Annotated in this window: 10 protein-coding genes and 1 tRNA gene; 10 read left to right on the top strand and 1 reads right to left on the bottom strand. The window is 44.6% G+C overall.

Going from position 1 to position 12,883, the window contains the following annotated elements:
* Positions 1-58 precede the first annotated feature (58 nt).
* The 10 genes from FRZ54_RS21905 (at position 59) to tnpA (ending at position 12,124) form a co-directional block, all read left to right on the top strand.
* Positions 59-129: transfer RNA gene (locus FRZ54_RS21905), tRNA-Trp, on the top strand.
* Between the two features lie 18 nt (positions 130-147).
* Complete coding sequence (gene secE, locus FRZ54_RS21900; protein WP_147033946.1) at positions 148-342, top strand: preprotein translocase subunit SecE; 195 nt, start codon at positions 148-150, stop codon at positions 340-342.
* 10 nt (positions 343-352) lie between these two features.
* Positions 353-895 carry a transcription termination/antitermination protein NusG gene (gene nusG, locus FRZ54_RS21895; protein WP_147033945.1) on the top strand — a complete coding sequence of 181 codons (543 nt, stop codon included), beginning with the start codon at positions 353-355 and terminating at the stop codon, positions 893-895.
* A 189-nt stretch (positions 896-1,084) separates the two neighbouring features.
* Entirely contained in the window at positions 1,085-1,528 is a 444-nt protein-coding gene (gene rplK, locus FRZ54_RS21890; RefSeq protein ID WP_147033944.1) for a 50S ribosomal protein L11, read from the top strand.
* A gap of 23 nt (positions 1,529-1,551) precedes the next feature.
* Entirely contained in the window at positions 1,552-2,250 is a 699-nt protein-coding gene (gene rplA / locus FRZ54_RS21885) for a 50S ribosomal protein L1 (RefSeq protein ID WP_147033943.1), read from the top strand.
* 2 nt (positions 2,251-2,252) lie between these two features.
* A complete protein-coding gene (gene rplJ / locus FRZ54_RS21880; RefSeq protein ID WP_147033942.1) occupies positions 2,253-2,771 on the top strand; it encodes a 50S ribosomal protein L10 in 519 nt (172 codons plus the stop codon).
* Positions 2,772-2,831: 60 nt separating this feature from the next.
* Positions 2,832-3,221, top strand: coding sequence for a 50S ribosomal protein L7/L12 (gene rplL / locus FRZ54_RS21875; protein WP_147033941.1), 390 nt, complete (start codon positions 2,832-2,834; stop codon positions 3,219-3,221).
* Between the two features lie 147 nt (positions 3,222-3,368).
* A complete protein-coding gene (gene rpoB, locus FRZ54_RS21870; protein WP_147033940.1) occupies positions 3,369-7,172 on the top strand; it encodes a DNA-directed RNA polymerase subunit beta in 3,804 nt (1,267 codons plus the stop codon).
* Positions 7,173-7,265: 93 nt separating this feature from the next.
* On the top strand, positions 7,266-11,552 hold the full coding sequence (gene rpoC, locus FRZ54_RS21865; protein WP_147033939.1) for a DNA-directed RNA polymerase subunit beta': 4,287 nt from the start codon (positions 7,266-7,268) through the stop codon (positions 11,550-11,552).
* A 131-nt stretch (positions 11,553-11,683) separates the two neighbouring features.
* Complete coding sequence (gene tnpA, locus FRZ54_RS21860; protein WP_147032444.1) at positions 11,684-12,124, top strand: IS200/IS605 family transposase; 441 nt, start codon at positions 11,684-11,686, stop codon at positions 12,122-12,124.
* A gap of 97 nt (positions 12,125-12,221) precedes the next feature.
* On the opposite strand, the gene FRZ54_RS21855 is transcribed toward tnpA, so the two are convergent.
* Positions 12,222-12,878 (bottom strand): response regulator, encoded by a 657-nt coding sequence (locus tag FRZ54_RS21855; RefSeq protein WP_147033938.1) that lies wholly within the window; start codon positions 12,876-12,878, stop codon positions 12,222-12,224.
* Between the last annotated feature and the right edge of the window lie 5 nt (positions 12,879-12,883).

The raw sequence follows: 12,883 nt of genomic DNA, 5'->3' as shown, positions 1-12,883 counted from the left end.
GCTTTTTAGCTAAGTACTTTGTTTACGAAAAGGGAAACTCTAATAATTAAATATAAAAACGGGCATAGTTCAATGGTAGAATAGAGGTCTCCAAAACCTTTGATCAGGGTTCGAATCCTTGTGCCCGTGCATAATAAAGAAACAAAAATGTCTGGAGTAGCAGAATATATTAAAGAGTCGTACATCGAGTTAACCCAAAAGGTTACCTGGCCAACTTGGCGCGAATTGATGAACAGCGCTATTGTTGTATTAATAGCTGCAATTATTATTGCAATGCTGATTTTTGGTATGGACCAGCTGATACATTTTGTACTGAATAAGTTTTATAATTCATTAACCTGATATTGACGAGATGAGCGAACAATTAAAATGGTATGTAGTACGCGCCATCAGCGGCAAAGAAAAAAAGGTAAAACAATATATTGATGCTGAAATCAGCCGCCTGGGGATCACTCATCTTGTTCCGCAGGTATTGATACCTACCGAGAAATATTACCAGATGCGCGACGGCAAGAAGATTGCCAAGGAGCGCAACTTTTTCCCTGGTTATGTTTTGATGGAGGCAGCGCTCGACGGCGAATTAGAGCATATCATTAAAAATATAAACAGCGTGATAGGTTTCCTCGGCGATAAAGCCGGTAATGCCATCCCGCTTCGCCAGTCGGAAGTTAACCGTATACTGGGCAAGGTTGACGAAATGAGCAGCCAGGGCGAAACGATGAATGTTCCGTATTACGTTGGCGAAAACGTTAAAGTAATGGACGGGCCTTTCAATGGTTTCAGCGGTGTGATAGAAGAAGTTAACGAAGAAAAAAAGAAACTGAAAGTAATGGTAAAGATATTCGGGCGCCGTACGCCGCTTGAATTGAATTACATGCAGGTAGAGAAAGAGTGATTTGTTAACCGGCGATTAGTGATTGGGAATCATTAGCCGCAGTAAACGATCAATTGAAAATATTACATACGAGCATTGAAAGATGAAAGGGGTCAACCAGTCTCCGGTAGTCAATCACAACTCACAAGATCTTAAATGTTACATAGCTTCCACTTACTAACATTGAGTAATTAACAAAAGTAAATTAAAATGGCAAAAGAAGTCGGTGCGTTAGTAAAACTACAAGTAAAAGGCGGCGCTGCAAATCCATCTCCACCAATTGGCCCTGCACTGGGTGCAAAAGGTGTAAACATTATGGAGTTTTGCAAGCAGTTTAATGCACGTACCCAGGATAAACCTGGCAAAGTGTTACCTGTGGTTATTACTGTGTACGTCGACAAATCTTTCGATTTTATCATCAAGACCCCTCCTGTAGCTATCCAGTTAATGGAAGTATCGGGCATTAAAAGTGGGTCGGCCGAGCCAAACCGTAAAAAGGTAGCCAGTGTGAACTGGAGCCAGGTTGAAACTATAGCCAAGGATAAAATGACCGATTTGAACGCGTTTACAGTAGAATCAGCCATGAAAATGGTGGCAGGTACTGCCCGCAGTATGGGAATAACCGTATCAGGTACGGCTCCCTGGAACAATTAATTTATACAAATCAGTTTAAGACAGTGGCAAGATTAACAAAAAATCAAAAAACGGCACTCTCCAAAATTGAGGCTAACAAGGCATACTCGCTGCAGGATGCATCATCGCTGGTAAAGGATATTACCACTACCAAATTTGATGCTTCAGTAGATATCGACGTTCGTCTTGGTGTCGACCCGCGTAAAGCCAATCAAATGGTTCGCGGTATCGCAACATTGCCTCATGGAACCGGCAAAACTGTACGTGTACTGGTGCTTTGTACTCCTGACAAGGAACAAGAAGCTAAAGACGCAGGTGCAGATTTCGTTGGTTTGGATGATTACATTGCCAAGATTGAGGGTGGATGGACTGATGTTGATATTATCATTACTATGCCTAGTGTTATGGCTAAAGTAGGTCGTTTGGGTCGTATTCTCGGTCCGCGTAACCTTATGCCTAACCCTAAATCGGGTACTGTAACCCCAGAAGTGGGTAAAGCAGTTACCGATGTAAAAGGTGGTAAGATCGACTTCAAGGTTGATAAAACCGGTATCATTCATGCTTCAATAGGAAAAGTATCTTTCCCTGCTGATAAAATTTACGAGAATGCTTTGGAAGTATTGCAAACCATCTCGAAATTAAAACCGTCGGCAGCTAAAGGAACATACTTCAGGAGTATACATCTCTCTTCAACTATGTCGCCAGGAATCGAAATTGAAACTAAAACAGTAGCGGGGATCTAATCATGAATAAAGAAGAAAAACACGACCTTGTTCTTGCCCTTACTGAACAGATTAAGGAGTACGGTAATTTTTATATCACCGATACCGCTAATCTGACGGTTGCAAAAGTAAACGCTATCCGTCGTAAATGTTTCGAAAGCGATATCACCATGCAGGTAGCTAAAAACACGCTCATCAAAAAGGCGATGGAGGCTTCTGAGGGCGATTTCAGCCCGATATTCGATGTGCTTAAGGGTTCGTCAACTATCCTTTTCACCAAGTCAGCAACTGCTCCGGCAAAGCTGATCAAACAGTTAAGGAAAACAGGTGAAAAACCAATTTTAAAAGCAGCTTACATCGATTCGGCGATATTTATCGGCGACAATCAGTTGGATACCCTTATCAATTTGAAATCGAAGGAACAACTGATCGGAGAGATCATTGGATTACTGCAATCACCAGCTAAAAACGTTATTTCAGGCCTGCAATCAGGCGGAAATAAACTGGCAGGAATTGTTAAAACATTACAAGAAAGAGGCTAACGAACGCCTGGAAAAGTTCGCAATTTGACAAAACGTATTTAAAGAAAAAGTAAAAATAAAATGGCAGATTTAAAATCATTTGCTGAACAGTTGGTAAACTTGACAGTAAAAGAAGTTAACGAATTAGCTCAGATATTGAAAGACGAGTATGGCATCGAGCCTGCTGCTGCAGCCGTTGCTGTTGCTGCTGCTCCTGCTGCAGGCGGTGGCGATGACGCTCCTGCTGCTGAAGCTGCTCAAACTGCTTTCGATGTAATCCTGAAAGAAGCCGGTGGCGCTAAATTACAGGTAGTTAAATTAGTGAAGGACCTTACCGGTCTTGGCTTGAAAGAGGCTAAAGATCTTGTTGACGGTGCACCAAAAGAAGTTAAAACTGGTGTAACTAAAGAAGAAGCTGAATCTCTGAAAAAACAATTGGAAGAAGCCGGAGCTGTAGTTGAAGTTAAATAACTTCGACCGGCCATAATAACATAAGACTCCGACCTGTATTTGGTCGGGGTCTATTGTCGTTTATAATACTTAGATATGAGTTATCAAACCTCTCATATCGAACATCTACCAGGAAAAAGTTTGTTACTATACTAAAATCAAAGTCCCTTGGCAAACAAAATTAATCAAAGAGTAAACTTTGCAACCAGCCGTAAGGTATTGGATTATCCGGATTTCCTGGATGTTCAGTTGCAATCTTTCCAGGAATTTTTTCAGTTGGAAACCACCTCAGACAACCGTCATAAAGAAGGGCTGTTTAAAGTGTTTGCCGAAAATTTTCCAATCTCAGACTCAAGAAATATCTTCGTATTAGAGTTTCTTGACTACTTTATTGACCCGCCACGTTACGATATACGCGAGTGTATTGAGCGCGGCCTTACTTACAGTGTTCCGCTGAAAGCCAAGCTTCGTTTATCATGTAACGACGCTGAGCACGAGGATTTCGAAACTATCGTACAGGACGTGTACCTGGGAACTATCCCGTACATGACCCCTAAAGGTACTTTCGTTATCAACGGCGCCGAGCGTGTGATTGTATCGCAATTGCACCGTTCGCCCGGGGTGTTCTTTGGCCAGAGCCGCCACACTAACGGTACCAAATTGTATTCGGCCCGTGTTATCCCGTTCAAGGGTTCATGGATCGAGTTTGCTACAGACGTTAACAACGTGATGTATGCCTACATTGACCGTAAAAAGAAATTCCCGGTAACTACGCTGCTTCGTGCCATTGGTTACGACTCTGATAAAGATATATTGGAGCTGTTCGAGCTGGCCGACGAAGTAAAAGTTAGCAAATCAGGCCTCAAGAAATATATCGGCCGCAAGCTTGCTGCAAGAGTTCTCAAGAAATGGGTTGAAGACTTCGTGGATGAAGATACAGGTGAAGTTGTGTCCATCGACCGTAACGAGATCATCCTTGAGCGTGAAACCGTTCTGGAAGATGACCACATCGATATGATCATCGACGCAGGTGTGAAAACTATCATCCTTAATAAGGAGGACAGTGCATCCAGCGGTGACTATACCATTATATATAATACCTTACAAAAAGATACTTCCAACTCGGAGAAAGAAGCGGTTGAGCACATCTACCGCCAGTTGCGTAACGCTGAACCACCTGATGAAGAAACAGCTCGTGGTATTATCGATCGCTTGTTCTTCTCTGATAAGAGATATGACCTCGGCGATGTGGGTCGTTACCGCATCAACCGCAAACTGAAACTTGATACTTCGGACGAAACCAAGGTATTAACAAGGCAGGACATCATTGCCATTGTTAAATACCTGATCAAACTGATCAACTCAAAAGCCGAGGTGGATGATATTGACCACTTGTCAAACCGTCGTGTTCGTACGGTGGGCGAGCAGTTGTATGCACAGTTTGGTGTAGGGTTGGCACGTATGGCACGTACCATCCGCGAGCGTATGAACATTCGTGACAACGAGGTGTTCACACCAACCGACCTGATCAACGCGCGTACATTATCGTCTGTAATCAACTCGTTCTTTGGTACCAACCAGCTTTCGCAGTTCATGGACCAAACCAACCCATTGGCAGAGATCACGCACAAGCGTCGTCTTTCGGCCCTTGGCCCGGGTGGTCTGTCGCGTGAGCGTGCCGGTTTCGAGGTTCGTGACGTACACTACACCCACTACGGTCGTTTGTGTACCATCGAAACCCCGGAAGGCCCGAACATCGGTCTGATATCATCGCTTTGCGTTCACGCCAAGATCAACAACTTAGGTTTTATTGAAACCCCTTATAAACGTGTTGAAAATGGTGTGGTAGCAGTTGATGAACCGGTTGTTTACCTGTCTGCAGAAGATGAAGACGGTAAAACCATTGGCCAGGCTAATGCTGTTTACAACGATAAAGGCATATTTGATACTCCGCGTGTAAAAGCACGTTTCGAAGGTGACTTCCCTGTAATTGAGCCTGAAAGACTTGATTATATGGATATTGCTCCAAACCAGATCACCTCGATCGCAGCTTCATTAATTCCGTTCCTGGAACATGATGACGCTAACCGTGCACTGATGGGTTCGAACATGCAACGCCAGGCCGTACCGCTTCTGCGCCCCGAGGCGCCGATTGTAGGTACAGGTTTGGAAGGCCGTGTAGCAAAAGACTCTCGTACCCTAATCAACGCCGAAGGCGATGGTGTGGTTGAGTACGTTGATGCTAACGAGATCCGTATCAAATACGACCGCGACGAAACCGACCGTTTGATCTCATTCGACGGCGACAGTCAAAGCTACATCTTAACTAAGTTTAAGAAAACCAACCAAAGCACCACCATCAACCTAAAGCCTATTGTTAAGAAAGGCCAGCGGGTTGAAAAAGGACAGGTACTTTGCGAAGGATATGCAACACAGGATGGCGAGCTTGCCCTTGGCCGTAACCTGAAAGTGGCTTTCATGCCATGGCAGGGTTATAACTTCGAGGATGCTATCGTAATTTCCGAGCGTGTCGTATCACAGGATATATTCACTTCGCTTCACGTTGAAGAGTTCGAGCTTGAAGTTCGTGACACCAAACGTGGTGAGGAGGAATTGACACCGGATATCCCGAACGTATCGGAAGAAGCCACCAAAGACCTTGACGAAGACGGCATCATCCGTGTTGGCGCCGAGGTTAAGGAAGGCGACATCCTGATCGGTAAGATCACGCCAAAAGGCGAATCTGATCCTTCACCGGAAGAGAAATTGCTGCGTGCGATATTTGGTGATAAAGCAGGCGACGTAAAAGACGCTTCGCTGAAAACCCCGCCGTCGATTGCCGGTGTAGTAATTGACACCAAATTGTTCTCTCGTGCCAAGAAAACTTCAAAAGCCGAAGAAAAGGCACAGTTGGAGAAACTGGATACCAAACATGAAAAAGCAATTAAAGATCTGAAGAATATCCTGATCGAAAAATTGTTCGAGATCGTGAATGGTAAGACATCACAAGGTGTGTACAACGTTTACAAGGAGCTGCTGGTACCTAAGGGCGTTAAATTCACCCAAAAAATACTGGTTGAGCTGAACTACGAAAATGTTAACCCAACCAAGTGGACAACTGATGATGATAAGAACGACCTGATCAAGATCCTGCTTCATAACTACGGAATAAAGGTTAATGAAGAATTGGGTGCTTACCGTCGCGATAAATTCGCCATCAGCGTGGGTGACGAACTTCCATCGGGTATTGTACAAATGGCCAAAGTTTACATCGCTAAAAAGCGTAAGCTGAAAGTGGGTGATAAAATGGCCGGACGTCACGGTAACAAGGGTATTGTTGCCCGTATCGTGCGCGACGAGGACATGCCATTCCTGGAAGACGGAACGCCTGTTGATATTGTGCTTAACCCGCTGGGTGTACCATCGCGTATGAACCTGGGCCAGATATACGAAACTGTATTGGGCTGGGCAGGTAAAGAGCTTGGTGTGAAATTCGCTACTCCAATTTTCGATGGTGCGAGCCATAGCGAAGTTGAGGAATGGGTTGCCAAAGCAGGCTTGCCTGAATCAGGTCGTACTTACCTGTACAATGGTTTAACGGGCGAGCGTTTTGACCAGCAAACCACAGTAGGTATTATCTACATGCTGAAACTTGGCCACATGGTTGACGATAAGATGCACGCACGTTCGATCGGGCCATACTCACTGATAACACAACAACCATTGGGTGGTAAAGCCCAGTTCGGTGGTCAGCGTTTTGGTGAAATGGAGGTTTGGGCGCTCGAAGCATTCGGTGCATCCAACATACTGCAGGAAATATTGACCGTGAAATCGGATGATGTTATCGGCCGTGCCAAAACTTATGAGGCTATTGTTAAAGGTGAGAACCTGCCAACGCCGTCAGTTCCTGAATCATTCAATGTATTGGTTCATGAGTTAAGAGGTTTAGGTTTGGATATCACTTTAGAATAATTATTGAATTATTGAGGGATTGAATTATTGATTAATTCAAACCCCCTTCAAAAATCAATAATCATTCCTTCAATCATTAAAACAAAGGAGACTATGTCTTACAAAAAGGATAATAAAATCAAAAGTAACTTTACCACCATTACCATCAGCCTGGCTTCGCCTGAATCCATACTGGAGCGTTCGAGCGGTGAAGTTTTAAAACCAGAAACCATTAACTACAGGACTTACAAGCCTGAGCGTGACGGTTTATTCTGTGAGCGTATTTTTGGTCCGGTTAAGGATTACGAGTGCCATTGCGGTAAGTACAAACGTATCCGTTACAAGGGTATCGTGTGCGACCGTTGCGGTGTGGAAGTGACCGAAAAGAAAGTTCGCCGCGAGCGCATGGGACACATCAACCTGGTGGTTCCGGTTGCTCATATCTGGTATTTCCGTTCGTTGCCGAACAAGATAGGTTACCTGCTGGGATTACCAACCAAAAAACTCGATCTGATCATTTATTATGAAAGATATGTAGTTATCCAGCCGGGTATTAAGGAGGCTGACGGGATTTCGAAAATGGACTTCCTGACGGAAGAAGAATACCTTGACGTTTTGGATACACTTCCAAAAGAAAACCAGTACCTGGATGACAAGGACCCTCAAAAGTTTGTTGCCAAGATGGGTGCCGAGGCTTTGGAAGAATTGTTGAGGCGTTTAGACCTTGATCAGCAATCTTATGATCTGCGTCACCAGGCTGCTAACGAAACTTCACAGCAACGTAAAAATGAAGCTTTAAAACGCCTCCAGGTAGTTGAAGCTTTCCGTGACGCGAAAACACGTGTGGAGAATAATCCTGAGTGGATGATCGTTAAGATCGTTCCGGTTATCCCGCCTGAACTGCGTCCATTGGTGCCACTGGAAGGCGGCCGTTTCGCCACTTCCGATTTGAACGACTTGTACCGCCGTGTTATCATCCGTAACAACCGTTTGAAAAGGTTGATCGAGATCAAAGCGCCTGAAGTGATCCTGCGTAACGAAAAACGTATGCTGCAGGAAGCCGTGGATTCGCTTTTTGATAACTCACGTAAAGTGAACGCGGTGAAAACCGAAGGTAACCGTGCTTTGAAATCACTTTCGGACATTCTGAAAGGTAAACAAGGCCGTTTCCGTCAAAACTTATTAGGTAAACGTGTCGATTACTCGGCCCGTTCGGTAATTGTTGTAGGTCCAAACCTGAAATTACACGAATGCGGTTTACCAAAAGATATGGCTGCCGAGCTATTCAAACCGTTCATCATCCGTAAGATGATCGAGCGCGGTGTTGTAAAAACTGTAAAATCGGCTAAAAAGATCGTTGACCGTAAGGACCCGTTGGTTTGGGATATTTTGGAAAACGTATTGAAGGGTCACCCTGTATTGCTAAACCGTGCGCCTACACTGCACAGGTTGGGTATCCAGGCTTTCCAGCCGAAACTGGTTGAAGGTAAAGCTATCCAGCTACACCCGTTAACCTGTACCGCGTTCAACGCCGACTTTGACGGTGACCAGATGGCTGTGCACGTACCACTTGGCAATGCCGCTATTTTGGAAGCCCAGATATTGATGCTGGCATCGCACAACATCCTTAACCCTGCCAACGGGACACCTATTACTGTACCATCGCAGGACATGGTACTTGGTTTGTACTACATAACCAAAGGCCGTAAAACAGATGCTACCCGCACCATTAAGGGAGAAGGCTTGTCATTCTATTCTGCAGAAGAGGTTATTATTGCCTACAACGAGAAGAAGCTTGACCTGCATGCCTTTATCAAAGTTAAAGCAACTGTTAAAGAAAAAGACGGAAGTCTGGTTAATAAACTGATCGACACTACAGTTGGCCGCGTGTTATTTAACCAGCATGTTCCGGTTGAAGTGGGTTATATCAATGAACTGCTTACAAAAAAATCATTGCGTGATATTATTGGTGAGGTAGTGAAGGTAACGGGTATGGCGCGCGCTGCCCAATTCCTGGATGACATTAAGGAATTAGGGTTCCAGATGGCATTCCAGGGCGGTTTGTCGTTTAACCTGAAAGATATCAATATCCCTGCCGAGAAAGTTACACTTATCGAACAAGCTTCTAAACAAGTAGAAGAGGTAATGGGTAACTATAATATGGGTTTCATTACCAATAACGAACGTTACAACCAGATCATCGATATCTGGACGCGTATCAACAACCGTTTGACTGCAAACGTGATGGAGATATTGTCGACAGATAACCAGGGCTTCAACTCTGTATATATGATGCTTGACTCAGGCGCGCGTGGTTCGAAAGAACAGATACGCCAGCTTGCAGGTATGCGTGGTTTGATGGCCAAGCCGCAGAAATCTGGCTCAGGTGGTGAAATTATCGAGAACCCGATCCTTTCGAACTTTAAGGAAGGTTTGTCAGTGTTGGAATACTTCATTTCAACCCACGGTGCACGTAAAGGTTTGGCTGATACGGCTTTGAAAACTGCTGATGCCGGTTACCTGACCCGTCGTTTACATGACGTGGCGCAGGATATGATCGTTGGTGAAACCGATTGCGGTACTTTGAGAGGTATCTTTACCACTGCATTGAAAGACAACGAAGATATTGTTGAACCATTGTTCGACCGTATCCTTGGACGTACTTCATTGCATGATGTTCATGACCCAATCACTAATGAATTGTTAGTATCTGCCGGACAGGACATCGACGAAGATATCGCTAAGAATATAGAAAATTCGCCGCTTGAAGGTATCGAGATACGTTCGGTATTAACGTGTGAAAGCAAGCGCGGCGTGTGCGCATTGTGCTATGGCCGTAACCTTGCCAGCGGTAAACGCGTGCAAATGGGTGAGGCTGTAGGTGTAATTGCAGCACAGTCTATCGGTGAGCCTGGAACACAGTTAACACTGCGTACATTCCACGTGGGTGGTACAGCATCTAACATCGCCGCTGAATCGCAGATCAATGCTCGTTTCGAAGGTGTTATCGAGTTCGAAAACGTACGTACCGTACCTTTCGAAACTGAAGAAGGACCGGTTGAAGTGGTATTGGGCCGTTCCGGCGAGTTCCGAATACTTGAGCAGGGCAGCAATAAAGTGATCATGACCAATAACATTCCATATGGCTCATACCTGTATGTGAAGGATGGCAGCAAGATCACCAAAGGCGATCGTATTTGTTCATGGGATCCATACAACGCCGTGATCATTTCTGAATTTGCAGGTGTTGCACAGTTCGACGCTGTATTGGAAGGCATTACTTTCCGCGAAGAATCGGACGAGCAGACAGGTCACCGCGAAAAAGTGATCATTGATACCCGCGATAAAACAAAGAACCCTGTTATCCAGGTAGCCGATAATAAAGGCAACCTGATAAAAGGTTATAACATCCCTGTGGGTGCGCACATTGCGGTAGACGAAGGTGAAAAGATCCGGACCGGCCAGGTTATTGCGAAAATACCTCGTTCGACCGGCAAGACCCGTGACATCACCGGTGGTTTGCCACGTGTAACTGAATTATTCGAAGCACGTAACCCATCGAATCCTGCGGTAGTAACCGAGATTGACGGGGTGGTAACTTTAGGTGGTGTAAAACGCGGTAACCGTGAGATCACCATTGAGTCGAAAGACGGGCAGATCAAGAAATACCTTGTTCCGCTGTCAAAACACATCCTGGTTCAGGATAACGACTTTATAAAAGCGGGCATGCCGTTGTCAGATGGCTCTATATCTCCTGCCGATATCCTGGCTATCAAAGGCCCGGCTGCGGTGCAGGAATACCTGGTGAATGGTATACAGGAAGTTTACCGTTTGCAGGGTGTGAAGATCAACGACAAGCACTTTGAAGTTATCGTACACCAGATGATGCAGAAAGTACAGATCGAGGATGCCGGCGACACCCGTTTCCTTGAAAAAGAAGCTGTTGACGGTTGGGATTTCATGATGGAAAATGACGACATCTACGATAAGAAAGTTGTTGTTGAGCCCGGTGATTCAACCACGTTGAAAGCAGGCCAGATCGTTTCAGTTAGAAGGCTCCGCGATGAGAATTCGGTATTGAAGCGTAAGGACATGAAACTCGTTGAAGTGCGTGATGCTATCGCCGCTACATCAAGCCCGCTGCTACAAGGTATTACCCGTGCATCGTTAGGCACCAAGTCGTTCATCTCTGCAGCATCCTTCCAGGAAACTACCAAAGTACTGAACGAGGCAGCTATTGCAGGTAAAAAGGACAACATGCTTGGCCTGAAGGAAAACGTGATCGTTGGTCACCTTATCCCATCCGGAACAGGTTTGCGTGTGTACGAAAATATCCGCGTAGGTTCGCAGGAAGAATTTGACCGCCTGATGGCTTCAAAAACTGAAGAAGTTGAAGCGTAAGCGACAGTCCTGATACATAAAAGCCGCCTGTTTTCAATAACAGGCGGCTTTTTTATTATAATAGTAAAACCACCGCCTAAGGCGGTAGGTAAGGTGTGAAGGCTAGGCCAGAAACCGCTATCTTAGTATTTGTGACGAAATACAGGAAATTATCTCATAGCTTTTACTATTGTGTTTACCATGTTGTGTGGACGCCGAAATATCGCTTCAGGGTATTAACAGATGTGGTGGCCGATACATTGGAGAATAAGATTCGAGCAATATGCGGATGGAAAGAAGTGGAGATATTGGAGATGAATATTCAAGCCGATCATGTTCACATGGTTTGTAGCATCCCGCCAAAGATGAGTGTGAGTGATTTCATGGGGATATTAAAAGGTAAAACAGCACTAATGATGTTCAGTAATTATCCGAGTTTGCGCAAGAAGCCATATTGGGGTAATCATTTTTGGAGTAGAGGTTATTTTGTAAGTACGGTAGGTGTAGATGAAGAACGGATAAAGAACTATGTAAAATATCAGGAAACAGAAGAGCGGAAAGAAGACGGAACAACTGACCTGAAATTGTTTTGACGACCATCCCCTTTAGGGGTTAGGATAAAGCCCCCACCTTAGGTGGGGGTTGTTTACGCATGATGCTTTAAATCAAACGTGGCAATAAAGTATATACTTACATATTATCCACGATCTTATTCCTGACGGCATACAGTACCAAACCTATCCTGCTTTTTATATTAAGTTTTTCAAATAACTGATCTCGGTAAGAGTCCACGGTACGTAAGCTTGCATTCATTTTTTCCGCTATCTCTTTATAGGTTAATTCAGAACAAGCCAACTTTAAGAATTCGATCTCCCGCGGTTTTAAGCTGTCAGTTTCATTATCCGTACCTTTTGCCGGTTTATTTCCCATATTAATAAGAAAATCGGTAATGTAATCAGGGTAGTAGTAACCTCCCTTGCTCACGATATCCAGGGATTCTTTAAACTCAGTTAACTCCGCGTCCTTATGCAAATAACCTTTGACTCCATTTTTTGCCATATTTAAAACGGTACCCTCGCTGTGGTTCATTGACAATGCGATAACCGATATCTCCGGAAAGTTCTCTCTAAGCCATACTACCGTGGAAGCACCATCCATTATAGGCATAAATTGGTCCATCACCACAATGCGCGGCCTGTTAAGCTGCATTTTAAGCTTATGGATAAAATCGAGCCCGTCAGACGCGGTAAACAACACGGAATACCCGCGGAATCTATTGATCATCACCTCAAGGCTACGGCTAAATAATTTATGATCATCAACAATGGCAACAGTTACGGATCCCATATGAA

This window comes from Mucilaginibacter ginsenosidivorans (assembly GCF_007971025.1).
GTDB lineage: Bacteria > Bacteroidota > Bacteroidia > Sphingobacteriales > Sphingobacteriaceae > Mucilaginibacter > Mucilaginibacter ginsenosidivorans.
The sequence above is the reverse complement of the archived record's forward strand: the minus strand, read 5'-3'. Positions and strand labels throughout refer to the sequence as shown.

Excerpts from the sequence above, each read along its gene's own strand:
- secE (WP_147033946.1), top strand. The coding sequence starts at position 148 with ATGTCTGGAGTAGCAGAATATATTAAAGAGTCGTACATCGAGTTAACC.
- nusG (WP_147033945.1), top strand. The coding sequence starts at position 353 with ATGAGCGAACAATTAAAATGGTATGTAGTACGCGCCATCAGCGGCAAA.
- rplK (WP_147033944.1), top strand. The coding sequence starts at position 1,085 with ATGGCAAAAGAAGTCGGTGCGTTAGTAAAACTACAAGTAAAAGGCGGC.
- rplJ (WP_147033942.1), top strand. The coding sequence starts at position 2,253 with ATGAATAAAGAAGAAAAACACGACCTTGTTCTTGCCCTTACTGAACAG.
- rplL (WP_147033941.1), top strand. The coding sequence starts at position 2,832 with ATGGCAGATTTAAAATCATTTGCTGAACAGTTGGTAAACTTGACAGTA.
- rpoC (WP_147033939.1), top strand. The coding sequence starts at position 7,266 with ATGTCTTACAAAAAGGATAATAAAATCAAAAGTAACTTTACCACCATT.
- FRZ54_RS21855 (WP_147033938.1), bottom strand. The coding sequence starts at position 12,878 with ATGGGATCCGTAACTGTTGCCATTGTTGATGATCATAAATTATTTAGC.